23 protein-coding genes and 1 pseudogene are annotated in these 26,265 nt (G+C 42.3%); 10 read left to right on the forward strand and 14 right to left on the reverse strand.

Features of this window, described 5'->3' with window-relative positions; genetic code table 11:
- Nucleotides 1–237 precede the first annotated feature (237 nt).
- The 4 genes from MWG72_RS06945 to MWG72_RS06960 form a co-directional block, all read right to left on the reverse strand.
- Nucleotides 238–933 (reverse strand): methionine ABC transporter permease, encoded by a 696-nt coding sequence (locus tag MWG72_RS06945; RefSeq protein ID WP_247143533.1) that lies wholly within the window; start codon nt 931–933, stop codon nt 238–240.
- Complete coding sequence (locus MWG72_RS06950; protein WP_247143534.1) at nt 930–1,955, reverse strand: methionine ABC transporter ATP-binding protein; 1,026 nt, start codon at nt 1,953–1,955, stop codon at nt 930–932. Before MWG72_RS06950 ends, MWG72_RS06945 begins: the two co-directional genes overlap by 4 nt.
- 76 nt (nt 1,956–2,031) lie before the next feature.
- Complete coding sequence (locus tag MWG72_RS06955; RefSeq protein WP_247143535.1) at nt 2,032–2,907, reverse strand: MetQ/NlpA family ABC transporter substrate-binding protein; 876 nt, start codon at nt 2,905–2,907, stop codon at nt 2,032–2,034.
- A gap of 602 nt (nt 2,908–3,509) precedes the next feature.
- Nucleotides 3,510–4,067, reverse strand: a complete 558-nt coding sequence (locus MWG72_RS06960) for a GNAT family N-acetyltransferase (RefSeq protein ID WP_247143536.1) — start codon at nt 4,065–4,067, stop codon at nt 3,510–3,512.
- 166 nt (nt 4,068–4,233) lie between these two features.
- On the opposite strand from MWG72_RS06960, the gene MWG72_RS06965 reads away from it, so the two are divergent.
- Entirely contained in the window at nt 4,234–5,388 is a 1,155-nt protein-coding gene (locus MWG72_RS06965; protein ID WP_247143537.1) for a PDDEXK family nuclease, read from the forward strand.
- A gap of 106 nt (nt 5,389–5,494) precedes the next feature.
- Here the strand turns inward: MWG72_RS06965 and purD are convergent, their stop codons facing one another.
- From purD to MWG72_RS07005, 8 genes are all read right to left on the reverse strand, one after another.
- Nucleotides 5,495–6,778, reverse strand: a complete 1,284-nt coding sequence (gene purD, locus MWG72_RS06970; RefSeq protein ID WP_247143538.1) for a phosphoribosylamine--glycine ligase — start codon at nt 6,776–6,778, stop codon at nt 5,495–5,497.
- Between the two features lie 127 nt (nt 6,779–6,905).
- Nucleotides 6,906–8,480 (reverse strand): bifunctional phosphoribosylaminoimidazolecarboxamide formyltransferase/IMP cyclohydrolase, encoded by a 1,575-nt coding sequence (gene purH / locus MWG72_RS06975; protein WP_247143539.1) that lies wholly within the window; start codon nt 8,478–8,480, stop codon nt 6,906–6,908.
- Between the two features lie 95 nt (nt 8,481–8,575).
- Entirely contained in the window at nt 8,576–8,845 is a 270-nt protein-coding gene (fis, locus tag MWG72_RS06980) for a DNA-binding transcriptional regulator Fis (RefSeq protein ID WP_001086304.1), read from the reverse strand.
- Between the two features lie 398 nt (nt 8,846–9,243).
- Nucleotides 9,244–10,122 carry a DUF3426 domain-containing protein gene (locus MWG72_RS06985; protein WP_247143540.1) on the reverse strand — a complete coding sequence of 293 codons (879 nt, stop codon included), beginning with the start codon at nt 10,120–10,122 and terminating at the stop codon, nt 9,244–9,246.
- 15 nt (nt 10,123–10,137) lie between these two features.
- Nucleotides 10,138–11,043: a 50S ribosomal protein L11 methyltransferase gene (prmA, locus tag MWG72_RS06990; protein ID WP_004646702.1), complete on the reverse strand. Its 906-nt coding sequence runs from the start codon at nt 11,041–11,043 to the stop codon at nt 10,138–10,140.
- A 131-nt stretch (nt 11,044–11,174) separates the two neighbouring features.
- Complete coding sequence (locus MWG72_RS06995) at nt 11,175–12,062, reverse strand: bile acid:sodium symporter family protein (protein ID WP_005107208.1); 888 nt, start codon at nt 12,060–12,062, stop codon at nt 11,175–11,177.
- Nucleotides 12,063–12,149: 87 nt separating this feature from the next.
- The gene (locus MWG72_RS07000) at nt 12,150–13,037 is read right to left on the reverse strand and encodes a bile acid:sodium symporter family protein (RefSeq protein WP_247143541.1); all 888 of its coding nucleotides are present in this window, start codon (nt 13,035–13,037) and stop codon (nt 12,150–12,152) included.
- A gap of 144 nt (nt 13,038–13,181) precedes the next feature.
- Nucleotides 13,182–13,649, reverse strand: coding sequence for a hypothetical protein (locus tag MWG72_RS07005; protein WP_004279893.1), 468 nt, complete (start codon nt 13,647–13,649; stop codon nt 13,182–13,184).
- Nucleotides 13,650–13,903: 254 nt separating this feature from the next.
- Between MWG72_RS07005 and mnmG the strand changes: the two genes are divergently transcribed.
- The 3 genes and pseudogenes from mnmG to MWG72_RS07020 all read left to right on the forward strand — a co-directional run bounded on the left by mnmG (nt 13,904) and on the right by MWG72_RS07020 (nt 17,762).
- Nucleotides 13,904–15,784, forward strand: coding sequence for a tRNA uridine-5-carboxymethylaminomethyl(34) synthesis enzyme MnmG (gene mnmG, locus MWG72_RS07010; RefSeq protein WP_247143542.1), 1,881 nt, complete (start codon nt 13,904–13,906; stop codon nt 15,782–15,784).
- A 314-nt stretch (nt 15,785–16,098) separates the two neighbouring features.
- A pseudogene (mhpT, locus tag MWG72_RS07015) lies at nt 16,099–17,303 on the forward strand (3-(3-hydroxy-phenyl)propionate transporter MhpT).
- Between the two features lie 132 nt (nt 17,304–17,435).
- Nucleotides 17,436–17,762, forward strand: coding sequence for a hypothetical protein (locus tag MWG72_RS07020; protein WP_004279890.1), 327 nt, complete (start codon nt 17,436–17,438; stop codon nt 17,760–17,762).
- 49 nt (nt 17,763–17,811) lie between these two features.
- Here the strand turns inward: MWG72_RS07020 and glnG are convergent, their stop codons facing one another.
- Together glnG and glnL are read right to left on the reverse strand one after the other, a co-directional pair.
- Nucleotides 17,812–19,287, reverse strand: coding sequence for a nitrogen regulation protein NR(I) (gene glnG / locus MWG72_RS07025; RefSeq protein WP_004279889.1), 1,476 nt, complete (start codon nt 19,285–19,287; stop codon nt 17,812–17,814).
- The gene (glnL, locus tag MWG72_RS07030) at nt 19,274–20,383 is read right to left on the reverse strand and encodes a nitrogen regulation protein NR(II) (protein WP_005107202.1); all 1,110 of its coding nucleotides are present in this window, start codon (nt 20,381–20,383) and stop codon (nt 19,274–19,276) included. The genes glnG and glnL overlap by 14 nt, the downstream gene beginning before the upstream one ends.
- A gap of 341 nt (nt 20,384–20,724) precedes the next feature.
- Here glnL and rimO point away from each other — a divergent pair, with 341 nt between their 5' ends.
- The 6 genes from rimO (at nt 20,725) to ispC (ending at nt 26,263) form a co-directional block, all read left to right on the forward strand.
- The gene (gene rimO / locus MWG72_RS07035) at nt 20,725–22,068 is read left to right on the forward strand and encodes a 30S ribosomal protein S12 methylthiotransferase RimO (RefSeq protein ID WP_247143543.1); all 1,344 of its coding nucleotides are present in this window, start codon (nt 20,725–20,727) and stop codon (nt 22,066–22,068) included.
- A gap of 46 nt (nt 22,069–22,114) precedes the next feature.
- A complete protein-coding gene (pyrH, locus tag MWG72_RS07040) occupies nt 22,115–22,843 on the forward strand; it encodes a UMP kinase (protein WP_004279886.1) in 729 nt (242 codons plus the stop codon).
- A gap of 80 nt (nt 22,844–22,923) precedes the next feature.
- Nucleotides 22,924–23,478: a ribosome recycling factor gene (frr, locus tag MWG72_RS07045; protein WP_004279885.1), complete on the forward strand. Its 555-nt coding sequence runs from the start codon at nt 22,924–22,926 to the stop codon at nt 23,476–23,478.
- A gap of 7 nt (nt 23,479–23,485) precedes the next feature.
- Entirely contained in the window at nt 23,486–24,238 is a 753-nt protein-coding gene (gene uppS / locus MWG72_RS07050) for a polyprenyl diphosphate synthase (protein ID WP_247143544.1), read from the forward strand.
- Nucleotides 24,239–24,241: 3 nt separating this feature from the next.
- Entirely contained in the window at nt 24,242–25,066 is an 825-nt protein-coding gene (locus MWG72_RS07055) for a phosphatidate cytidylyltransferase (protein ID WP_247143545.1), read from the forward strand.
- The gene (gene ispC / locus MWG72_RS07060) at nt 25,067–26,263 is read left to right on the forward strand and encodes a 1-deoxy-D-xylulose-5-phosphate reductoisomerase (protein ID WP_213687179.1); all 1,197 of its coding nucleotides are present in this window, start codon (nt 25,067–25,069) and stop codon (nt 26,261–26,263) included. It abuts the gene before it with no gap.
- Nucleotides 26,264–26,265 lie beyond the last annotated feature (2 nt).

Raw genomic sequence — 26,265 nt, forward strand, 5'->3', positions numbered from 1 at the left:
TTAGTTAGTTGTTAGAAGATATTTTCTTTTACTTTTGATGGGACAAAAGTAACAAAACCCCTTTGTTGATCTGATGGCACTCTCATGTGTCACAGACCAACGGGCGACTTCCTGTCGCCGTGGCACGTATCAAATAGTTGCAGGACTTTACTTTGAAATAATGAGAAAGGGTTCGTAAGTATTAAAAACAATAAACCCTCTTTTTAGAGGGCTTTATTCATACATAAAAAAACTAGCTTAACGAAGTCGGGATAACCAGTCACCGAGGCTTTGTACAATCTGCACCAGAATCAACAATATGATCACCGTCATAATAACCACAGAGGTATCAAAACGCTGATAACCATAAGAAATCGCTAAGTCACCAATACCACCCGCACCGACAGCACCGGCCATTGCCGTTGCACCAATCAAACTGATGGTAGCAGTAGTCAAGTTTAGAATGAGTGAACTACGCGCTTCCGGCAAAATAAACTTAAAGATAATCTGCATTGGCGTCGCGCCCATGGCTTGAGCAGATTCGATAATACCTTCATTCACTTCAAGCAAAGATGTTTCAATCAGGCGACCAATGTATGGGCCGACATAAATGGTCAATGGAACAATCGCTGCCCATGTACCAATTGATGTGCCGACAATTAACTTGGTCAGTGGAATCACCGCAATCAACAAGATAATAAATGGCAGCGAACGCAGCGCATTCACAATCGGATTGAGACCGTGATAAATCACACGATTCGGCAGAATCCCATTTGGACGTGTCACCAGCAGGGTAATCGCCTGAATAAAGCCCCAGATACAGCCAAACAGCATCGCGAAGAACACCATATGAAAGGTTTCTTGTAGCGCTGTCACGAACTGATCTATCGACAGGGAGCTTTTCCAGAACGGTGCAGTGATCGTCGTCAGCCACTGTACAATCAAATCTCTCATGCCTGTACTCCCGCCTGATCGACTTGTACGCCGTGTTGTTCAAGGAATTTTATTGCTGCTTGAATTTCTTGTGCATCACCCAGTAGCTGAATAAACATCTGGCCAATCACCGTGCCATTAATTTCGGTCATATTGGCAAACAGAATATTTAAACTGATATCAAACTGTTTAATCACCGCTTGAATCACGGTTTCCTGTGCCGAGCTACCAAGGAATTTCAGGCAATAAATACTGTTGTGATTCTGGTTTTCCAGATTATTCAGAATATTGACTGGTAAATGCTGCTGTAATACGGTCTGAATAAAATTCTTGGTCGTCGGGTGCTGGGGCTGACTGAATATTTGTAAGGTACTGCCTGTTTCAATCACGTCACCTTTTTCCATCACAGCGACATAATCACACACGGTTTCAATTACATCCATTTCATGGGTAACCATAACAATGGTGATGCCTTGTTCTTCGTTAATTTTTTTAAGTAGCTGTAGAACAGATTTGGTGGTTTGTGGATCAAGTGCAGAAGTCGCTTCATCACAGAGTAAAATTTTTGGATGATTGGCAAGGGCACGGGCAATACCGACACGCTGCTTTTGACCGCCAGACAATTCATCTGGAAAAGCATGACGTTTATGTTTCAGGTCAATAAAGTCTAATAATTCTTCGAGGCGCTTTTCCCGTTCTGCCTTGCTCCAGCCCAAGAGTTTCATGGGCATTTCGATATTGGCGGCCACGGTTTTAGTCTGCATTAAATTGAAATGCTGAAAAATCATGCCGATTCTGGCACGTTCTTGACGCAATGCTTTGGCATCCAGTGCGGTAAAATCTGTTCCGTTAATGATAATCCGACCTGAGCTTGGGCGCTCAAGCAGGTTGATCAGACGGATGAGGGTGCTTTTACCGGCACCACTATAACCGATGATGCCAAAAATACTGCCGGTTGGAATCTGAAGATTAATCTGATTCAAGGCATGCAAGGTTTGACCCTTAAGCTCATACTGTTTTGAAATATCTTTAAATTCAATCATAGTGTCAAAAACTGCATCACGGATAAAAAAACAGGCAAGAAATCGTCCTTGCCTGTTCTAAAAGTCTATTATAGTACTATTTTGATTCAGTTAAATACGTCACAGGTTTGTTTACCGCAACTTTAGTACCACCAAAATGCTCATCAACATATGCTTTTACTGCTGGCGTATGATACAACGCACCTACTTTTTGCAGAACTGGATCATTTTGACGATCTGCTGCAACCGCTAATACGTTGACGTTCATTTTTGTGCTTTGATCAATCGGCTCATAGTAAATCGCATCTTTTAATACGTTTAAACCACCTTCCATTGCCAAGGTATTGCCCAGCACAATCGCATCAACTTCATCTTTTACGCGTACTGCAGTCGCCATTTGAATTGGCTTAATCACGATTTGTTTTGCATTTTCGGTCACATCAGAAGTTGTGCCTTTGACATTGTCAAAACCAGCTTTTAATTTAACCAGACCTGCTGATTGTAAAAGTAATAATGCACGCGATTCGTTTGCGCCGTCATTCGGAATGGCAATGGTCGCACCAGTTTTAAACTCGTTTAAAGATTTGACTTTGCTTGAGTAAATACCCATCGGCTCTAAATAAGTGGTAGATAGAGGTGCAATTTTGGCTGTGTTAGCATCGTTGTAAGCAACCATATAGGCATAAGACTGGAATGCATTTACATCAATTTCTTTGTTGGCTACTGCCGTGTTCATTGACACGTAGTCAGTGAAATTTTTCACATCAAGTTTGATGCCGGCTGCTTTGGTTTCAGGCAATGTCGCGATATAACGCCATACGTCTGCATCTGAACCGGTCGACGCCATGGTTACAGTCTGAAGACCATTTGCATCTTTGCTTTGCGCTGCATCAGTGGCAGGCGCATCCTGTTTACCACACCCAGTTAAAGTCAATACAGAGGCACTCAAGATAACGCCAAGTAACTTTTTCATGAAATTGTCCTAATTCTATTCTTGCCTAAAGTATAAGCATTTTTAAATCGTGTTAAATAAGAGTTTTATTACGATCTAAGTAGGTAGCTTGATCATGGTTGAAGAGGGCTTGAGATCGGAAGATGCAAGCGTGCAGCAACAGTTCTGGTGAACTTGATCAAGTCAGAGGCAGCCAAAATCTGATGTACTTGATCTATTTTGGAGAGAGAAAATAGATATTTTATAAGTACATGGTAAGGTTCGAGTGCTCTGAAGTTGCGGATATCATAGCAATAAATCTATATTCGATATACTGGATAAAAAAGCCTTGCTTATCTCTTTAGTCGAATATAAAAAAAAGATCTTTTAAAGAAAATATTAATTAAAACAATATATTATTTATATTGAAAATATAGTTTTAATGAATGTGTTTAAATAGTGATCTTTATAAGATTTTGTAAGATAGAAATATAAAAAATGCATATAGATAAATATAAAAAATGTCTGATTTTTGGGAAATGAAGAAAATTCGATCATTAACGAGATAAATCTTTCCTTTATATTAACTTAAGCGAGTCAGTATCTGATCTTGGTTTCCTCTGGTCATGATACGCAAACTTGTTTTAACAGAAGGGAATATAGAGATAATCCGAACGCTGTTTTTCATAGAGTACGTGTCTATACAAGATATGATCGGCAGGTACAAGCGGATGATCAAACTCTCCCACTTTTTCTAAGCCAATGTTTTGCATGACACGTTCTGATGGCGTGTTAACGCATGCAGTAAAAGAAATGACTTTCTCGAGTCGTAGAGTTCTAAAGGCATATTTCAGTACCGCTTTGGCTCCTTCAGTGGCATAGCCTTGATTCCAGTATTGCGGTAGCAAGCGCCAGCCAATTTCAGGTGCATCGGCAATTTCAAATTCAGGTGGATGTACGTGTAAGCCAATAAATCCGATGAATTCGCCTGTCGCTTTGAGTTCTACGGCAAAGAGTCCCCATCCACGCGTTTTAATAGCAGTACGAATACGTTCAAGAAAAGCGGTTGCCTCAGTCGCATCGAGTTTTTTAGGGAAGTAGCGCATGACCTCATCATCTGCACACATTTGGATAAATGGGGTAGTGTCGGATTCTTGCCATTGGCGGAGGATGAGGCGAGGGGTTTGAATGAATATATGCATATTAAATATTAATTTGTATGGGTGTTTTCTAACTGAGATTAAAGTAAATATTTTATAGTGTACATGAGGATGGAATTGACATAAGTGAATAGTATTTTTGGAAGATGTAATTTAATAAGCTAATCTTAATAGGCTTTTACTTATATTTAGTTGATAAGGAGTAAATATGGAGTTGCGATACAAATTTTCAGAGGATGAATTTCTCGCATTATGCCAAGAGAATCTTGGACGGGAAAAAACAACAGTTTTTGAAGATTTATATGAAGCTCTTATTCACTTTTTTAGTACTCCGGATTCAGTCTTAATAACCAACATAAAGCATAACTACCCATTTGAATACTATGATGATCACTTATCGCTGAAAGAGTATATAGACAAAGGGAAAATGATAATCCCTTATCTTCAATTTGAGCTACACAGTGATAAGGTCACTGATCTAGAGGTTACGGACGTTAAACTACCTTCATTTATTTTATTATGTGATTTCCTGTATGGAGGAGGCGTTACAAGAAAGTACAATATCAAAAATACAAAAATGAAAACCAAAAACAAAACATCAATACAGCTTCTTTCCGTTGAATTCCCACAAGCATTGTTAACAAAGCTTAATTCACGAATGACACCACCAAAAAGTTTATTACCATCAAAATTAGGCTTTTATGAATGGCGGCAGACTTTCTATAACAAAGTGACCGGTGAAAGCTTCTTTTGCTTATGTTTTAAAGATGCAATATTTAGAGAGCAGAATGGTTTAATGGTAAGACATGCTCATCTTAAAAATGCATTAGAAAAGCAGTCATTTAAAGAATCGATTTGTCACATTTGCACTAACACAAATTCAGACTTAGTATTTGGAGGTTCTGTATTTAAAGGAAGATATGGTGCATATATTACAAAGCACTCAATACAAGAAGGTATTAGTGAAAGGGAGTCGGAAAACCATATTAGAGAGTTAAAAGGTTTAGCGCGTATAGGTGAAAGGTGGGTTAATGAAACCTTATTGTTTAACTATATCAATCTGCTATTTCCTCAATACACGGTTCAAAGAGAAGCATCACCAAGTTGGTTGAGTCGACAAAGGTTTGATGTCTATATCCCAGAGCTAAATTTAGCGATTGAGTACCAAGGGCAACAACACTATCTTGCTGTCGATCTATTCGGTGGAGAAGAAGGTTTAAAACGGACAAAGCAAAGGGATAAGGAAAAGCTTCAACTCAGTAAAGCAAATGGAGTGGAGATTATCTATTTTAGCTACAAAGATAATTTAACTGAAAAATTAGTACAAAATCGACTTAAAAATTATCTTAAAGAACCTCTATAAAAGTGTATTTTTAATCATGGATATAGATGATAAAAGCCATTATTTGAGCTATATATTAAGAAAAAACCCCGCACTTAGCGGGGTTTTTTCTTAATCCAAATTCAGATTAAGCATTTTCACGAGCAATCGCACGGTAACCAATATCTTTACGGTATTGAACGCCGTCGAATGTCACTTTTTCGCAAAGCTCTAATGCTTTTGCTTGTGCTTCACCAATCGTGTTACCAAGCGCAGTTACGCAAAGTACACGACCACCAGCAGTCACGATCTCACCATTTTCATTGGCTTTAGTACCTGCATGGAACACTTTCGCATCAGTCATTTCAGTGTCTAAGCCTGAAATTACATCGCCATTGCTTGAAGTTTCAGGGTAACCTTTAGATGCTAGTACGATACCTACAGTCTTACGCTCATCCCATTCAGCTTCCGCAGGTAAGTTACCCGCAATACCAGCTTCAACCAAATCAACTAAAGATGATTTTAAACGCATCATGATTGGTTGAGTTTCAGGGTCGCCAAAACGACAGTTAAACTCGATCACTTTTGGTTGACCTTTGTCGTCAATCATCAAGCCTGCGTATAAGAAACCTGTATAAACGTGACCATCTTTTTTCATACCTTCAACGGTAGGACGCATCACTTCATTCATGGTTTTTTCAAAAACTTCAGCTGTTACAACAGGCGCAGGAGAGTAAGCACCCATACCGCCTGTGTTTGGACCTTGGTCGCCTTCAAAAATACGCTTATGGTCTTGTGAAGTTGCCATTGGCAAGATGTTGTCGCCATCAATCATACAAATGAAAGATGCTTCTTCACCTGCAAGGAATTCTTCGATCACAACACGAGAACCTGCATCACCAAATTTGTTGCCTGCAAGCATGTCGTCAATCGCATCGAATGCTTCTTGATTGGTCATTGCAACGATTACGCCTTTACCTGCAGCAAGACCGTCAGCCTTAATCACGATTGGCGCACCATTTTTCTCAACAAATGCTTTCGCAGCATCTACTTCAGTGAACACATCATAGAATGCTGTTGGAATGTTGTGGCGTTTTAAGAAGTGCTTGGCAAAAGCCTTAGAGCCTTCAAGCTGTGCAGCAAATTGAGTTGGACCCCAAATTTTAACGCCAGCTTCACGGCATGCATTTACAACACCATTTACAAGTGGTGCTTCAGGACCAACAACCACTAAATCAACCGCATTGTTTTTTGCAAAGTCGATAATTGCAGCGTTGTCTAAAATATTTAAGGCAACATTTTCGCATTTATTTTCTGTTGCAGTACCTGCATTACCTGGTGCTACAAATACTTTTGCGACTTTGTCATCTTGCGCGATTTTCCATGCAAGTGCATGTTCACGACCACCATTACCCAAAACTAAAATATTCATTAAAAAAAATCCTTCTGAAATAGAATCCCCCTAAATCCCCCTTTGATAAAAGGGGGACTCCCTTCGCTCTACTATGATATAGAAAACCCTCCTTTATTAAGGAGGGCTAGGGAGGATTTAAAATTAATTAGTGACGGAAGTGACGCATACCAGTGAACACCATTGCAATACCAGCTTCGTCAGCCGCAGCAATCGTTTCTTCATCACGCATAGAACCACCCGGTTGGATAATGCATTTGATACCCGCTTTCGCAGCGTTATCAATACCATCACGGAATGGGAAGAATGCGTCAGATGCCATTACCGCACCTTCAACTACTAAGCCAGCATGTTCAGCTTTGATTGCAGCAATACGAGCTGAGTTTACACGGCTCATTTGGCCAGCGCCGACACCAATGGTTTGACGGTTTTTAGCATACACAATCGCGTTAGATTTTACGTATTTCGCTACTTTCCAAGCGAAGATCATGTCATCGATTTCTTGTTCAGTCGGCGCACGTTTGGTGACTACTTTAAGATCATCTTTAGTGATCATGCCCAAGTCTTGATCTTGAACTAACAAACCACCGTTTACGCGTTTGTAGTCAAGTTGCGATTGACGCGCATCGATTGCTGGAAGTTCGCCACATACAAGTACGCGTACGTTTTTCTTCGCGCCTGTTACTTCAAGAACGCCTTCAGCAACGCTCGGTGCAATGATCACTTCAACGAATTGACGATCTACAATCGCTTGTGCAGTTGCAACGTCTAATTCACGGTTGAATGCAATGATGCCACCGAAAGCAGATTCAGGATCTGTTGCATACGCAAGATCATAAGCTGCTTGAATACCGTCTGAAGATACTGCAACGCCACATGGGTTAGCGTGTTTAACGATCACACAAGCAGGCTTCGCAAATGATTTCACACATTCAAGTGCTGCATCAGTATCTGCGATGTTGTTATAAGAGAGTTCTTTACCTTGAAGCTGTTTCGCTGTTGAAACAGAAGCTTCAGTCGCTGTGTCTTCTACATAGAATGCAGCAGCTTGATGCGGGTTCTCACCGTAACGAAGGTCTTGAACTTTGTTCAATTGAGTATTGAAAGTACGTGCAAATTTGTCTGCCTGACCTTCTTCTTTACCTACGCGAGCGCCTAAGTAAGATGCGATCATGCCGTCATATTGAGCAGTATGTTCAAATGCTTTTACTGCTAGGTCAAAACGAGTTGCATGAGATAAAGCACCCTCAGCTTTAAGCTCGGCAACGACAGTTGCATAGTCAGAAGCATTTACGATGATACCTACAGATGCATGGTTTTTTGCTGCAGCACGAACCATGGTAGGACCACCTATGTCGATGTTTTCGATAGCATCAGCAAGTGAACAGTTTGGTTTGGCTACCGTTGCAGCAAATGGATAAAGGTTTACAACGACTAAATCAATAGCATCAATGTTGTGTTCAGCCATCACAGCTTCGTCTAGACCACGACGAGCCAGGATACCCCCATGAATTTTTGGATGTAGTGTTTTTACACGGCCGTCCATCATCTCTGGAAAACCTGTATGCTCCGAAACTTCAACTACAGCCACATTATTGTCTTTCAACAATTTGTAGGTACCACCTGTAGATAAAATTTCTACCCCTAGAGCAGCAAGTTCTTGTGCAAATTCAACAATACCAGTCTTGTCAGACACAGAGATTAAAGCGCGTTTAATAGTCATGATCTTCGTCACAGTTTTCAAGGAACAGAATAAAACAAAATCAGCAATTTACAGGTTAAAAAAAATGCCTGCGGAAGCCGCAAGCATTTTATCATTTATTCACTCATTAAACCGTGAGCTTTTAACTTTTTACGTAAAGTACCACGGTTGAGTCCGAGGATCTCGGCAGCACGTGTTTGGTTACCACGTGTATATTCTAGAACTACAGATAGAAGAGGTTTCTCCATTTCTGCTAGCACCATGTCGTATACCTGAGATGGTTGCTCGCCCTGCAGTTGTGCAAAATAGTGGCGAACTGCGCGATCTACGTGGATACGTAAAGCAACATCAGATTGTGCAGTAAAAATAGGAGATTTGCTATTCATGCGAATTAATCCGAAAAACAAATATCACTTGGGTAAAGTGATATATAAAAGTGGTCTAGAAATTGAAATGAACTCCATTTTAGATCCTAAAACGGAAGTTCTAAAACTTAGTCATTACATTGAGCCTGTAGCTTGACACATCTCTGCGATTTGGTCGAAAAATAAGCGTAACAATAGTTAAAGTTTTGTTACTGACCAAAATCAAAACAAAAAAATCTGCACGATACGCAATAAATTTTATAGCGCATTAGGCAAGACTGTATTTGTTGTGAAAAAGTCGCGAGGAGTTGCAGCACATAGCTTTCGTGGCGCGTATCATACCATTGTCTAAGCAAAAGTGAGCAAGAAAACTGCATTTTTTTTAACTTTTTTTAATTTTTTAATGCTTTCTCAGCAGATTAGGGGCGAATTATTTCCAAAGTATAGCGATCAAAGCTTTTACGATCGACTGGAAGCTTAAATTTGAATTTAAACGGGCTGTTTTTTGGGATGCGCTGAATATTGACCAGACTTTCAATCAGGTACTCTTCGGAGGACAGGTTATAAGTTGCAATCACTTCACCGCGATGTTCCAGATTGATTCTTAAAATTGGTAAAGCCAGACTACGGTCATGAAAATTAATCAGCTCACCGCTAAACTCAGCTTCATTATTACCGGTTGCCTTGATTTTGACTTTATTAACCTGAATTAGTGTGTAGTATTTTTCCAGATTGGAACAATTAAACACTTCACAAGCACTGTTAAAGGCCAGACTCATGACGTGACTGTTTTTGATGTATTGCGGATTGAACCAGAAAAATTGAAACAGCAGCAGGCTGAACAGCGACAGATTAAGTAAACTCCAGCCTATATAGTACATTGGCCCGCGTTTGGTTTGTTTTTCTGCCTGATCTTCCCAATTCATGCTCGGCAGGACTGAAATCGGCTCGGTACTGAAATAATTCAGGTTATTTAAATAGGTTTCCAGGTCAATATTGGAATGTTCAACTTTTTGATCAAAAATCTGTAGCAGGCTATGACGATGGTGCTGCTGATCCGTGTGATAAACACCTGAGTTATTTTGAGCATTAGTTTTGCTGAATTCGCTGGAGTTTGATTGAGCCTGAGACATTGAGGCAGTGACCGAATTCCGGGTTTCGGTCACCAAATGCGATAAGGCATTAAATGAGGTGGTACATTTAGGACAGCAAACCATTCCCTGCGCAACGGTGAGTTGAGCAACTGTGACCTTATAGGTGGTGGAACAGGTAGGGCAATGGGTTCTTTTGTCACTCATGGATTATTTATAGGCTCATTCGTTCTTATGGCGTTTACCCGAGATACGGCACCAGTGCTCATCTCGTTTTTCTACCTCTAATATATCAAAATAATTTGAGTAAATGCTAGTAACATCAGCAACTTGCTCTTCAATAACACCCGCAAGTGCGAACTGTCCCTCAGATTTAATTAAAGTTGCGAACTCAGGAGCCAGCATCATTAGTGGTGCTGCCAGAATATTGGCAACAAATACGTCAGCTTTGGTATTGCCGAGTTCATCTCTAAATTCTTCTGGCAGTCCGACATAAAGCTTGTCCAGTACGCCATTCAGTTCAGCGTTTTGCTGAGTCGCCAGTACAGCTTGTGGATCGATATCCGTGGCATATGCTTTTTTCGCACCTAATAAGAGTGCAGCTACCGCGAGAATGCCTGAGCCACAGCCATAATCGATGACAATTTTATCTTTCACATCAATCTTGCCGAGCCATTGTAAGCACAGGAAAGTTGAAGCATGGTTGCCTGTTCCGAAAGCCAGACCTGGATCAAGCTTGATGTTTACCGCATCGGCATCAGGTGCTTCCATCCACTCCGGTACGATCCAGTATTTATCAGCAATCTGAATGGGCTCATAGGCATCCATCCAGGTACGTTCCCAAGCCTGATCTTCAATCAACTCATGACGGATCGGAGCATCTGGCATTTGTGCACGAATAAAGGTTTCTAGTGCGGTAACATCAATTTCTTCGCCTTCTTCCTGCGCATAAATACCAGTCACAATCACTTTATTCCAGAGTGGTGTTTCACCTGGAAGTGGTTCCAGCAAATCCTGGTTTTCAGCATCATCCAGAGTCACACTCACTGCGCCTAGCGAGCTGAGTAATGTCTCAGTAAAATCAACCTGAGCCTGTTCAACCGTAATATGAATTTGTAACCACTTCACAGAAATAACCTTTATACATTTTTCAAAAAGCTATTGTAACGGAAGTTCAGACTCAGCGCTGCTATCTTCTTGATCCATTCCCAAAATAAAAAGGATGCCTGAGGCATCCTTTAAATATCTTCAGATGTTGTCTAATCCAGATTTGTTAGGGGTGTTTGCGCCGGGAGTGGTGCAAGCCGATTCAACAAGCTGCCAAAAATTGCAGCAAAAATATACATAAAAATAGAATAAACCGCAGCCGGCATTGCCACAGCAGCACTGCCAATCACGGTCAGGGCAATAGTCATGGCGAGGGTACTGTTATGAATGCCAATCTCAAATGCGCTGGCACGGGCTTGAGCGCTATTAATATTCAGTAGTCGCGGAATCAGATAACCAATACTCAGACTTAGTATGCAGAACAAGGCAGTGGCCAGACCCACCTGGGTTAGATATTCACCGATATTTGTGCGTTCTTTAATAAGTGTGGCAAGAATAATCAGCACCAAAAAGCCAATGGAAAAAATCCGCAACGGCCGATTCAGTTTTGCGGTCACGCTTGGAGCATAGCGCCGAATTAACATGCCAATGCCCACTGGAATCAGGATGATCGCGAAGACTTGTAAAATCTTGCCGAATTGCAGGCCAACTTGCTGGCTATCCTGCATAAAATGCATGATCGAAAAATTAATAATTAAAGGTAGGGTAATCGCTGCAATGACTGAGTTGATAGCAGTCAGCGTGATATTGAGGGCTAAGTCACCTTTAAACAGGTAGCTAAACAGGTTGGCCGTTGCACCCCCTGGCGAAGCCGCCAGGAGCATCAACCCGACTGAGAGTAATGGAGTTAAAGCGAATAGCTTGCAGAGTAAAAAGGCAATGCCAACCAGAATAACCAGTTGGCAGAACAATGCTATAAATACGGCTTTGGGGTGGCGAGTGACACGGCTAAAGTCCCGAGGCGTCAGTTCAAGGCCCAGTCCCATCATGATAATTGCAAGTGCCAGTGGCAGTAATATCGTTATAAGGCCAGAATCCATCTGTATGCTCCTTGTCGAAAATTGTTTTAATACTTCTGATTTTCTTTGGAAAAGCATACAGCCTTATAGCAGAATCAGCCAAATAAATTACAAATCTGATAAACGACTTTTATTACTATATACCACTTGCTGGCGGCTAATCAGCACACCGAAAATGGTGGCGAAAGTGTACATGAAAATCGTATAAATACCTGCTGGAATGGCCATCGTGACATTATTCAACACCGAAATGGCAATGGTCAGGGCAATGGCAGTGTTATGAATGCCGATTTCAAAAGTACAGGCGCGTGCCATTTTCTCAGGAATGCCCATGAGTAGGGGAATGCAATAGCCAATAAACAGGCTGGAAAAACATAAAATCGCAGTTGCTGCACCAATATTGGCAAAGTATTCGACCAAATTCGAACGTTCTCTGAAAATGGCAAATATCAACAATATGGCTAAAAAACCGATAGAGAGTAAGCGCATAGGCCTGCTGACTGTAATCGACAGGTTTGGAAATTTGGCCCGAAGCAGCATACCCATGATCACAGGAATCAAGGTAATTAAAAAGACCTGCACGATCTTTTCAACTGGAAAAGTCACGTTTGAGTCATGACTCATAAAGTAGTGTAAGGACAGATTGATAATAAAGGGCAGAGTAAAAATAGAGATGATGGTATTAATGGCGGTTAGAGTAATATTTAGAGCTACATCACCTTTATATATGTAGCTAAACAGGTTTGCGGTTGGGCCACCAGGTGAGGCGGCTAGCAACATCAGACCTACAGCAAGCAAAGCGGGTAAGTCCAAAATCAGACAAATAAAAAAAGCAATACTGGGTAATAGGACTAACTGCGCAAATAAAGTAATAAAAATGACTTTAGGATAGCGACTTAAGCGCAGGAAATCTTTGATGGTTAGTTCTAGCCCCAGCCCCATCATCATAATTGCCAATGTAATTGGCAAAAAAACGCTAAAAAACCCCGAATCCATGAATTTGCCTTTTTATTATACATTTATAGATATATTTCCAGTTTAGCCTAGATGAATAAATAAGCAATAAAAAACGGGCAAAATGCAGTCACTTTGCCCGTCAAAGCTTTTACTTGAAATCTAAACTATTTGGATATATATCGGCTACATACCTGGCTGGCCTTGCATTGGTGAATCAGGCTGTGCTGGCTGGTTCATCTGATGCTGCATAGGCTGGTTTTGCATATGTGGCTGCATCGGTTGGCTTTGCATCTGAGATTGTCCCTGAGGGCGTGGTGGCATAAAGCCTAATGCACATTTACCTTTGACTTCGGCACCATTGATGGTGGCAGTAGTCGCACCACTGTTGCCGCTACAGGTACTCATGAGTTCGGCTTCATCGCCTTTGATTGAAGCATTTTTGGATGAAGCGAAAAACTGCGGCTCACAGGTACCATTCCAGATAATGCCGCGATAGGCAAAACTGACTTGTGCACCTTGGGATTTGCCTTTACAAACCTGTTGGTACTTTTGTGCATTATAAATGGTTTCGACCTTATCATTCGCTGATGCAGCAAATGGCGCAAAACATAAACCACATAGAACGGTTGAGAGGAAAATATTCTTATTCATCTTTTATACCTTTGTTTGTAATGTAACCAATATATAGATTAAAAAATGCGCGAGATTAAACAATGCAAATCGAGTAAATTTCTCAGCTTATATGTTTAATTTATATAGTTCCTCTGCAAAGTTAAATTACAGTGCTTTATTGTTATGGGAGTTAAGTGCGATTTATCTCAGGATAAATTCAACTGAATTTGTCTACTTTAGAGTGAAATTTGCTATAATGCTCAGCTATTCTTTTTTATCTCTCAATTACCACTATGCATTATCCTAAAGTATACGATGTCATTGTTATCGGTGGCGGTCACGCCGGTACGGAAGCGGCTCTGGCTGCAGCGCGTATGGGTCGACAGACTTTACTCTTAACTCATAACATTGAGACTTTAGGGCAGATGAGCTGTAACCCGGCCATCGGTGGTATTGGTAAATCGCATTTGGTGCGTGAAATTGATGCCTTGGGCGGTGCGATGGCACTGGCTGCCGATAAAGGCGGTATTCAATTCCGTATTTTGAACTCGCGTAAAGGTGCTGCAGTACGTGCAACACGTGCGCAGGCGGACCGTGTACGTTATAAAGCGGCTATTCGGGAAACATTAGAAAACCAAGCAAACCTTGATATTTTTCAGCAAGCCGCAGATGACCTGATTGTTGAAGGCGATACCGTTAAAGGTGTGGTTACCCAAATGGGTATCCGTTTTGATGCGAAAACTGTGGTGCTGACAGCAGGTACATTCTTAGGTGGTGTCATCCACGTTGGTCTGGAGAAATCTAGCGGTGGTCGTGCTGGTGATCCGCCATCTATTTCACTTGCACATCGTTTGCGTGAATTAAACTTGCCAGTAGGTCGTTTAAAAACAGGTACACCACCACGTATTGACGCGCGTTCAGTGGATTTCTCTGTGATGACACCACAGCCGGGTGATTTCCCATCTCCGACCATGTCATTCATGGGGGATGTGTCTATGCATCCTGAGCAGGTAAATTGCTATATCACGCATACCAATGAACGCACGCATGAAATCATTCGTGGCGGTTTAGACCGTTCACCGATGTACACGGGTGTGATCGAAGGTGTTGGACCACGTTATTGCCCATCGATTGAAGATAAGATTCACCGTTTTGCCGATAAAGATTCTCACCAAGTCTTCTTGGAGCCTGAAGGCTTGGATACACATGAGCTTTATCCAAATGGTATTTCGACTTCTTTACCGTTCGACGTTCAGTTTGAACTGGTTCGCTCGATCCGTGGTATGGAAAATGCGCACATTCTTCGTCCGGGCTATGCCATTGAATACGATTATTTCAACCCACAAGCGTTGAAATTTACCCTTGAAACCAAAGCAATTAATAACTTGTATTTCGCCGGTCAAATTAACGGCACAACCGGTTATGAAGAAGCGGGTGCGCAGGGTTTGCTTGCAGGCTTGAACGCTGCACGCCGTGCTTGGGATCAGGAGCAATGGACGCCAAAACGTGATGAAGCATACATGGGTGTTCTGGTCGATGACCTGATCACATTAGGTACCAAAGAACCATACCGTATGTTCACCTCACGTGCCGAATACCGTTTGATGCTGCGTGAAGATAACGCAGATCAGCGTTTAACAGCCATTGGTCGTGAAATGGGTCTGGTGGATGACGCGCGTTGGGCAGTGTACTGTGAGAAAATGGAAGCAGTGGAAAAAGAAACAGGCCGTTTGCAACACTTGTGGGCCGCACCAAATAACCCAATGGGTAAGAAATTCGTTGAGATGACCGGTGCAGACCTGTCTAAAGAATGTTCGGCGATTGATTTGTTGAAACGTCCAAACATTTCATTTGCTCAAATTGCAGAGTTAACCAATTCTGAAGTATCACCATTTGTCGGTGAGCAAATCGAAATTGTAGTGAAATATGCGGGTTATATTAATCGTCAGCATGAAGACGTCGCACAAATGAAACGTCTTGAAGAAACCCGTATTCCTGCGGATTTCGATTATGACATCGTGTCAGGTCTGTCCCGTGAAATTACCCTGAAACTGAAAGATGTTCGTCCTGAAACATTGGCGCAAGCCAGTCGTATTCCAGGTGTAACCCCTGCAGCAGTTCAACTGGTGATGATTACAATTCGTAAGAATGCACAAGCAAAGAAATCTGCTTAAGATTTTGCGCTAAAAAAGCCCGCATTAAGCGGGCTTTTTATCGGCTTGTAGTTTTGTATAAGTTTTGACTATCGTTGAATTAAAAATAACTACTATTAAATTAAGTTATTGATAAATATATATAATAAATATTATTAAGATGTATTAAGTCTATAAATACAATCTTTTAGGTCTAATTTAGATGATATTTACACATGCTGATGTGCTTAAACCCGACTATTGTCGTGCTATTTCTCTATTAAGATTAGGTTAAGAATAATGCAACGGATCGTCAGACTATTAAACGGTTTGTGAATTATTGATGGAGATCAGTCATGGCACAGTCATACAGCGAAAAAGCCCAAAAAATATTAACGATATTCTTATGTTTCTGGGTCGCATTTTTTGAAGGTTTTGACCTTCAAGTTCCCGGGATTGCGGCGAAAGGAATTGCAGCAAGCTTTGGTTTAGATCAAATCCAAATGGGCTATGTATTTAGTCTGGGTGTCTTTGGAATGCTGTTTGGCGCATTCTTTGGCGGACGTATTGCAGATTATCTAGGACAAAAGAAAGTCCTAATGCTTTCTGTGACTATTTTTGGTCTGTTCATGTCGTTGACTGCAATTGCGCCAAGCATCGAAGTTTTATATGCAGCGCGTTTCTTTACTGGTTTGGGTTTAGGTGCGGCAATGCCAACCATGATTTCAGTCGTCGGTGATGAAGCAACGGAAGCCAACCGTGGCAAGCTAAATAGTCTGATGTATTGTGGTTTGCCGGTAGGGGCGATCTTTGTTGCCGGTCTGGCCATGTTGCTTCCGGAGATTCAATGACAAACCTTGTTCCTGATTGGGGGATTAACGCCTTTAGCACTGATTCCATTGATGGCATTTATTCTTAAAGATAAGCCTAAAGTGAATGCGGAAGTACCGGTTTCTGGCGAAGCTGTGCCGGGAATGGCTGAGGTGTTGTTCAAGCAGCGACAGTATAAAAATACAGTGCCTCTTTGGGTTGGCTTCTTTTTTACCTTGATGATCAATTATATTTTGATTAGCTGGTTGCCAAATTTACTTATGGAACAAGGTTTGCAGAAACAGCAGGCATTTTTGGTGATGTTGGTGTTCCAGGTGGGCGCTGTCATTGGAACCCTAAGCCTGGGTTATTTACTGGACCGTTTAAAGCTCTGGCAAATGGCGACTATCATTTATAGTGGCTTGTTTGTTGCCTTGGTATTGCTATTCACCACAACTTCTATTCCGTTATTAATTTTGGCGGGAGTCATGGGGGTATTTTCTCTACAGGTGGCCAATCTATTCTGTATGGGATCTCACCAATTTTTTATTCAGGCGCAGGTAAAGTGACAGGCGTAGGCAGTGCGATCTCTTTAGGGCGTTTAGGGGCGATGACTGGACCATTATTAACCGGAAAAATTCTGGCATTAGGTTTGGGAACGACGGGCATTCTTGTGGCAAGTTTGCCAGCAGTGGTCGTATCGGCAGTAGCTGTCACCGCACTATCACGTTATAAGGCTGCTCATAAGTAATTGATCATTGATATCTGTCAATACAAAAAGGGAATCTGAAGATTCCTTTTTTTATCGTCGAGGTTTTAATTGAATAAAGTCAGTCCATAAAATTTGCTAAAATATACGGATAGTAAACAGATTGATTTTTATATGGCTTATCAACTTATTCCACTCTCGATTCAGGCCACTGATAATATTGCCTGTCCACATTGTCAGCACAACGTGATTGATTGGGCAGAAGAGCAGTATGTGCAACCTTGTGAACATACCCTGTTTATTGCCATGGATATTGGCTTTGAGTATATGACGGATGAATTCGAGCACAGCATGCCGCGTTCTGTAGATGATCTGCATGCCAATGATGATCAGGTGAATATGCTGGATGAAATCACCCAAGCGACTTATTCAAATTATCTGATATATAAGTCTGATCTGGGCATAGATGGGTATTTCCGCTATGTGGGTTTTACTGCATAAATCATCATCAATAAAAAAGCGCCAATCGGCGCTTTTTTATATGGAAAGATTAACTTTCTATTTCTTCTTCGATTTCATCATCCGTAGTATCCATGCCCAATTCTTTAAGCTTGCGCGTTAAAGTGTTGCGACCCCAACCTAGAAGCTCTGCGGCATGACGTTTACGGCCACGGGTTTGTTGCAAGGCTGCATTAATTAAGGTGCGTTCAAACATCGGCGTCGCAACATCCAGAAGTTTCATTTCACCATTTTTGAGTTTCTGCATCGCCCATTGACCCAGCAATTCATCCCAGTGATGCGGTGCGATCTGGTTCAGCGTTGGAATTGGCGCACCCGGATCCTGCTGATGAATTGGAATCTGTTTCAGCTCAGGTGGCAAGTCTTCAGGATAGACTTCACGACCTGTGATCATGACAGTCAGCCAGCGACAGGTATTTTCAAGTTGACGCACATTACCTTGCCATGGCAATTTCTGCATATATTCTTGGGTTTCAGGACGTAATATCTTTGGATTGACCCCAAGTTCTTTACCGGCACGTGCCAGAAAATGCTGCGCCAGCATCGGAATATCTTCACTGCGATGTGCCAGTTTTGGAATATGAATACGAATTACATTCAGGCGGTGATATAAGTCTTCACGGAAACGACCATCATGGACCAGTTTTTCCAAATCCTGATGTGTTGCAGCCACGATACGCACATCGACCTTAACCGGAATATGACCGCCAACTCGGTAGAACTCTCCATCGGCTAGGACACGCAATAAACGGGTCTGGGTCTCAAATGGCATATCGCCAATTTCATCTAAAAACAGCGTACCGCCATTTGCCTGTTCAAAACGACCTTGGCGCTGGGTATTAGCACCGGTAAATGCACCTTTCTCATGGCCGAAAAGTTCAGTTTCGATCAGGTCTTTTGGAATCGCCGCCATATTGAGGGCAATAAAAGGTTTTGAGCTGCGTGGTGAATGACGATGCAGGGCATGCGCTACCAGTTCTTTACCTGTACCAGACTCACCATTAATCAACACGGTAATATGCGATTGTGATAAACGGCCAATGGCACGAAACACTTCCTGCATGGCAGGCGATTCACCAATAATTTCGGTAGATTGAATTGGTGGAGCCGCTTTTGCTGATTCTTGTTGCTGTAGCTTGGTGATATGTAAAATTGCACGATTTACCAGCGCCAGTGCTTCATCAATATCAAAAGGCTTAGGCAGATATTCAAAAGCACCAGTTTGATAGCTAGAAACAGCCGATTCTAAGTCTGAATGCGCCGTCATAATAATGACAGGTAGGTCAGGATAACTGTGTTTAACCTTGCCCAGGAAGGTAAGTCCATCAATACCCGGCATGCGGATATCGGTCAAAATCACATCGGGTGCTTCCAGACTCAGTTGGTCTAGTGCAGATTGTGCTTCTTCAAAACTGGTCACATCCAGACCTTCCTCTTTAAAGGTCTTTTCCAGTACCCAGCGCATGGCGCGATCGTCATCAATCACCCATATTTTATTTCGCGACATGATTCGACTCCCAAGGTAAATATAAGCTAAAGACGGTTTTTCCAGCCACGGACTGACACTCGATCATGCCGTTGTGCTGATGAATAATATTTTGAGCAATACTGAGGCCCAGTCCGGTACCTTTTGCGCGACTGGTGACCAGCGGATAAAACACCGATTCGATAATCTCTTCCGGCACACCTGGACCGTTGTCTTCAATATCAATCCTTACTACAGAGCGGTGAATCACCCCGTTAATGGTAAAGAGACGCTGAATCCGGGTTCTTAAAATCAGTTCCGGTTGATGTTCGACAAAGAACTCCTTGTTCTCGGTCATGGCCTGTACGGCATTGGCGCAAATATTCAAAATGACCTGAATCAATTGGTCGCGGTCTGCCAGAACTTCCGGTAAGGACAGGTCGTAATCCCGGGTAATCTTGATTTTCTTTTTGGTCTGATTGGCAATCAGTGAACGCACCCGTTCCAGAGGTTCATGCACATTGACCAGTTCATAGCTCGGAAGCTGGCGTGAACCGAGCATGGTATCGGCCAGATTTCTGAGTCGATCCACTTCGCTAATAATAATGTCGGTAAATTCTTTGTATTGTGGATCATTCAAACTGCGTGCCAGGAGTTGAGTCGCCCCGCGAATGCCACCCAAGGGATTCTTGATTTCATGCGCAACACCGCGAATCAGCTGACGCGCTACCTGATGCTGTTGCAGCAGATTTTCTTCACGAGAGATTTTTAACATGCGATCGCGAGGATTGAGTTCGATGAGCAGTAGCGGATGATAAGGTTTGCCCAGATTTAGCTGAGAAACAGTGTAGTCAACATGGATGTCTTTAAAGTTGACCAGAATAGTGGCTTCGCGGCGTGTATAAGGCTGTCCCGTAGTTAAAGTATTATTCAGGGCTTCTTCGGTATTAAACTCATCTGTCGGGTTTTGCAGAATATTGAGTACGGATGTGCCGCTCGCGCGGAATAAGCTCACATCAAATAAGGCTTCACAGGCAGAATTCAGATAATAAATATTAAGATCGCGGTCTATCAATAAGATACACGTGGTCATATTGTCCACTAAAGCACGATAGTCGATCGGAATAATTTGATCCATTCGCGGGTTTGTTCCTGTATTAAAATGGCGCAATGGCATCTTCATAAAGCAATTTAATCAATTTTAAGTTCTGATTTGATGCAAGATGCACGCCAACTTTTATGACTAGAGATTATTTATTGCGATGAAATGCAGAAATGTGACAGAGCAACACAATTCATTTTAGATATAGCGGATTAAATTGAGGCTGTAAATCTAAAATGATTCATTTTGGTGCATGAGTGGGTATGTTGAATATTTTATGGCAATATTTTAGTGCATGATGCAAAGAGTCAGGTTTTCAACTATTTTTATGATGCGAAAAGACATACAATACGCGCATTCTAGTAGAGCGAAAATTCATGAAGTCCCCCAAAGTCGGTTTTGTATCTTTAGGTTGTCCTAAGGCATTGGTAGATTCTGAACGTATTTTAACCCAGTTAAAGACTGAAGGTTATGACGTCGCTTCGGATTATGACGGTGCTGATTTAGTTGTAGTAAATACCTGTGGTTTCATTGAATCCGCAGTGCAAGAATCGCTAGATGCGATTGGTGAGGCGATGAGCGCGAATGGTCGCGTGATCGTAACAGGTTGTCTAGGTAAAGACGAAGACAAGATTCGCCAAATGCATCCCAATGTCCTGAAAGTGACAGGTGCAGCGGCATATAAAGAAGTTATGGATGCGGTTCATCAATACGTACCTGAGCCGCCAAAACACAATCCATTTATTGATCTGGTTCCAGAACAAGGCATCCGCCTGACGCCAAAACATTATGCTTATCTGAAAATATCCGAAGGCTGCAACCATCGTTGTACTTTCTGTATTATTCCAAGCATGCGTGGCGATCTGGTCTCACGTCCAGTTGGTTCTGTGCTTGAAGAAGCTGCAGCGCTGAAACGTGCCGGTGTAAAAGAAGTACTCGTCATCTCCCAGGATACTTCTGCTTATGGCCTGGACACGAAATACAAGCTGGATTTCTGGAATGGCCAGCCGGTTAAAACCAAATTCTATGACATGTGTGAAGCATTAGGTCAGTTGGGGATCTGGGTGCGTTTGCACTATGTTTACCCGTATCCGCATGTGGATGCTGTGATTGACCTGATGGCACAAGGTAAAATCCTGCCTTATCTGGATATTCCATTCCAGCACGCGAGTCCAAAAATTCTCAAACTGATGAAACGCCCTGCGCACAGTGAAAATACACTGGAGCGTTTGAAAATCTGGCGCGAGAAATGTCCTGATCTAGTGTTGCGTTCAACATTTGTGGTGGGCTTCCCGGGTGAAACTGAAGAAGACTTCCAGATGTTACTGGACTGGCTGAAAGAAGCCCAGCTGGATCGTGTGGGATGTTTTACCTATTCGCCAGTTGAAGGTGCGACAGCAAATGATTTGCCAGATCACGTTCCTGAAGAAATTAAACAAGAGCGTTATGAGCGTTTCATGCAGGTTCAGCAAGAAATCTCGGCAGCCAAACTCCGAAAACGTATCGGTCAGACCATGACTGTGCTGGTAGATGACCTGGAAGATGAATTCCCGGTAGCGGTTGCGCGTTCTTATGCAGATGCACCTGAAATTGATGGTAATGTTTTTGTTGAAGATATCGATAAAAGCGTCATCAAGGCGGGGGATTTACTTGAAGTCGAAATTACTGATGCAGATGAATACGATCTGTATGCAAAACTCATTTCAGTCAAGTCTGCTTAAGATTTTGAATTAAAAAAATTTAAATTGAATACTTTGGAGTTTGATGATGTTGGATTCTAAAAAGCCACGCTTTGGTCGCATCCTGTTAAAGCTTTCTGGTGAGGCGCTGGCAGGCAATAAAGACATGGGGATCGATGCACAAGTGCTCGATCAGATGTCACTTTCTATTGCGCACCTCGTGGGTTTAGGCGTACAAGTAGGTATTGTTGTGGGTGGTGGTAACCTGTATCGCGGTAGCCAGCTACAAAAAGATGGTCTGGTTGGCCGTGTAACTGGCGACCAGATGGGTATGCTGGCAACAGTCATGAACGGTTTGGCACTTCGCGACGCTTTGGTGCGCCGTAATATTAAAACCCGTTTAATGTCTGCATTGCCGATTGGTGCTGTAGTTGAGTCTTACTCAAGCCGTGATGCGATCCGTCACCTGACTCAGGGTGAAGTGTGTGTATTCGTGGCAGGTACAGGTAATCCGTTCTTTACGACAGATACTGCTGCCTGTTTACGTGGTATCGAAATCGAATCAGATTTGATTTTGAAAGCGACCAAAGTTGATGGCGTATATAACAAAGATCCAAGCAAATATGATGATGCTGTTAAATATGACACATTGACTTTTGACCAGGTTCTGGACGAAAAGCTGGGTGTGATGGACTTAACTGCAATCTGTTTATGTCGTGATCACAACGTGCCGCTACAAGTATTCGATATGAATAAATCTGGCGCATTGCTTTCCGTTGTGATGGGTGAAAAAGAAGGGACTCACGTTACCAATTAATGACGTGAGCACCAAAGCACTTTATACTACACGCTAATTTAGTAATAACCTCTTTTCAAGAATTAAGTAAGGAAGATCATATGATTAACGATCTTAAAAAAGACAGCGAAGACCGTATGAACAAAACTCTAGAATCTCTAGAGCATGGTTTTGCAAAAGTTCGTACTGGTCGTGCGCATCCATCAATTTTAAATAACGTGATGGTTTCTTACTATGGTTCAGACGTTCCATTGAACCAGGTGGCAAACGTAGGTGTTGAAGATTCACGTACTTTGTTAATCCAGCCTTTCGAACGTTCAATGGTTTCTGCAATTGATAAAGCGATTCGTGAATCTGACTTGGGTCTGAATCCAATTACAGCAGATGCGATTCGTGTACCGATGGCTGCGTTGACTGAAGAAACGCGTCGTGACATGCAAAAAGTTGCACGTAATGAAGCTGAAAATGCAAAAGTCGCGATCCGTAACATCCGCCGTGATGTATTGGGCGATATCAAAGCTTTGTTGAAAGAAAAAGAAATTTCTGAAGATGAAGAGCGTCGTGCTGCTGACGAAATCCAGAAAATTACCGACAAATTTGTTGCTGAAGTTGACAAGCGCTTGGCTGCGAAAGAAGCTGAATTGATGAAGGTCTAATTCATCGATGACCGTTGCTGAAGAAAATCCCCGTCTTCCGAAACATGTTGCCATCATCATGGATGGCAACAATCGTTTTGCCAAAAAAAATCAGATGCAAAAAGGTGATGGACACCGTGAAGGAAAAACGGTTCTGGATCCGATTGTTGAACACTGTAAAAAAAGAAATATCCAGGCTTTAACTGTATTTGCCTTTTCAAGTGAAAACTGGAATCGTCCACAGTTTGAAGTTGAATTGCTCATGAAATTGCTGGTTGATACCATTCATGAACAATTGCCCCGCATGGAAAAATTCAATATTGCCTTACGCTTTATCGGTGATCGCAGCCGTTTGTCCCCAGAATTACAGGGACTTATGTTGCATGCCGAAGAAAGGACTGCTAATTTCAATAGTATGACACTCACTATTGCAATCAGTTATGGTGGTATGTGGGATATGGCACAAGCTGCACAGCGAATTGCCAGCGATGTTTTAACAAATAAATTAGATCTTGATGCAATTAATACTGATGTATTTGGTCAATATGTCAGCCTCGGTGATTTACCTGCAGTTGATCTGCTGATTCGTACGGGTGGAGATTTCCGTCTGTCGAATTTCCTGTTGTGGCAGGCAGCCTATGCAGAGCTTTATTTCACTGAGACGCTATGGCCAGAATTTACCGTTGAAGAACTTGATGATGCACTTGCCGTATTCGGTGGACGTGAACGTCGTTTTGGTAAAACATCAGAACAGATTCGTCAGGAAAAACTTGAGAATTAGTACATGTTTGAGCGGATTATAACCGCATTGGTGTTGGTAGCAGTTGTACTGAGCTGTATGTTTGCTACCGAATCACATTATCCAATGTTTGTATTGATGGTTCTTGCTGCTGGGGTGGCCGGTTATGAGTGGTTCAAACTCATGCCGCGAAAATTTAAACATGTCATCAAACCTGTTGCTTGGGGATATGGGGTGCTCACTGCAGCACTTTCCGCTTTGGCATTGTATTTTGCCGAAGTTGCCTTATTGTTATGGGTAGCTTCTATTATTACCTGGTTACTGAGTATTTACTGGGTTAAAACCTATCCTGAATATGATGGCTGGTATAACACTAGCCTACACGGAATCGGTGTAGTTCTGATTTCTGCTGCAGTTACTGCAATTTTCTCTGTCTGGCAAAGTTCACCGTGGTGGCTAATGTACCTGTTTCTACTGGTATGGGGCGCAGATAGTGGTGCATATTTTGTGGGTCGTAAACTCGGCAAGAAAAAGTTGGCGCCGAATGTTAGTCCTAACAAATCGGTAGAAGGACTTTACGGCGGTATCGTTACCTCAATGCTGATTGTAACGGCAGTTGCCTTGCTTTATCTGGATATGACCTGGCCAGAACTGACTTTATTCCTGATTTTATCTGTCGTTACGGTATTTAGTTCGGTACTGGGTGATCTGTTTGAATCCATGATCAAACGTCGTGCCGGTATTAAGGATTCAGGTCGCATTTTGCCAGGACATGGCGGAGTACTGGATCGTATTGATTCTTTGCTTGCTGCAGCTCCAATCTTTGCAGCAGGTATGGCTGTTTTAAAACTTATTGGTGTAGATTTATAAATGTCACAAGCAGTTTGTATACTGGGTGCTACAGGTTCCATTGGTCAAAGTACTTTAAAAATCTTGCAGCGACATCCTGAAGCATACTCGGTTTTTGCTGTGACCGCGCAAAGTCGTATCGAGGAGCTGGTTGAAATTTGCCGGCAATACCGTCCTAAAGTGGCGGTGGTGCCGGCTGAAAAAGTAGATGAACTCTCAAAACGACTCCAGCAACATCATTTGGCTAATATTGAAATTCTGCAAGATGAAGCCGGTTTAATTGCTGTGGCTGAACACGCTGACGTTGATATTGTGATGGCAGCAATCGTTGGTGCTGCAGGATTATTGCCGACATTGGCTGCTGTGAAAGCGGGTAAACGCGTACTGTTGGCCAATAAAGAAGCTTTGGTGATGTCGGGTGACATCATGATGCAGGCAGCGCGCGATCATGGGGCATTACTGCTTCCCGTTGACTCTGAACATAACGCGATTTTCCAATGTCTGCCACAGCATTATTTTGAGGCAGAGCGTCATGGCAAGCCCAAACTGGGTGTATCCCAGATTCTGCTGACCGCGTCGGGTGGGCCGTTTCTGAACCATAGCATGCAGCAACTTGAAGAGGTCACACCTGCCCAAGCTTGCAAGCATCCTAACTGGTCCATGGGTCAAAAAATTTCAGTCGATTCTGCTACCTTGATGAATAAAGGTTTAGAATTGATTGAAGCCTGCCATTTGTTTGCAGTTCAAGAACAATTTGTTACAGTTGTTGTGCATCCACAGAGTATTATTCACTCCATGGTTCAATACGTTGATGGTTCGACTTTGGCACAAATGGGTAATCCAGATATGGGCACGCCTATTGCACATGCTTTGGCATGGCCTGAGCGTATTAGTACGCATGTGGCGCCACTGGATCTGTTTATGCATTCACAACTTAATTTTCAAGAACCGGATATGCTCCGTTTCCCTGCATTAAAACTGGCCCGTCAGGCCATGCAGAGTGGCGGAATTGCACCTACGATTTTAAATGCGGCCAATGAAATTGCAGTTGCTGCATTTTTAAATCAACAGATCAGATTTACCCAAATTCCTCAGGTAGTTGAGCATGTCCTAAATCAGATGGACAATCAACCTGCACATGATCTGGAGGCTATCTTGCAAGCAGATCAAATGGCACGAGGTTTATCACAGCAATACGTTGTGAGTAAAGGAAGTTAAGA

It is taken from the genome of Acinetobacter lwoffii, from assembly GCF_022967985.1.
Classification (GTDB): Bacteria; Pseudomonadota; Gammaproteobacteria; order Pseudomonadales; family Moraxellaceae; genus Acinetobacter.